General features: G+C 74.5%; 1 protein-coding gene. It reads right to left on the reverse strand.

Annotated elements, in window-relative coordinates; translation table 11 throughout:
* On the reverse strand, window positions 1–573 hold a 573-nt coding region (locus P409_RS35670; RefSeq protein WP_193366546.1), incomplete at both ends, for a CoA transferase.

Genomic DNA, 573 nt, shown 5'->3' on the forward strand with positions numbered 1-573 from the left:
CCGGCCGGCAGCCCGAGGAGACGGTCCAGCGCCGGCAGGTCGCGATCGTCGACCGTGACGGCGACCCAGTGCCCGGCCGCGTCGCGGAAGCAATCCTGCAGCCGGTGCGGTGGCTGGGCGTTGCCTCGGCGCGCCGGCTCCTCCGCCGCCACGAACGCCTCCCCCAGCAGGAAGCTGGTCAGCTCGCGCTGCGACAGGTCGAGATGGGTGCCCCCGGCGCCCGACCGGCTGGCCCGCCACGCGGTGGCGATCATCCCGGCCGCGAAGATCGCGACGACCTGGTCGGGGTAGTTGAGGTCGCGGCCGCTGACCACCGGCCCGCCATCGGCATAGCCGCCGGCCCAGGCCAGGCCCGACACCGCCTCCAGCGTGCTGCCGTAGGAGACATAGCCGGCATCCGGCCCGGTCTCGCCCTGGCTCGAGATCGAGGCCAGGACGATGTCCGGATTGGCGCCCCGCAGGACGTCGTAGCCGAGGTCGAAGCGCGCGAGGACGCCGCGGCGGAAGTTCTCGACCACCACGTCGCTGCGCCGGGCCAGGCGCAGCAGGGCGGCCCGGCCTTCCGGATGCTTC

The sequence above is a fragment of the Inquilinus limosus MP06 genome, assembly GCF_000767795.1.
In the GTDB taxonomy this organism is placed as follows: domain Bacteria; phylum Pseudomonadota; class Alphaproteobacteria; order DSM-16000; family Inquilinaceae; genus Inquilinus; species Inquilinus limosus_E.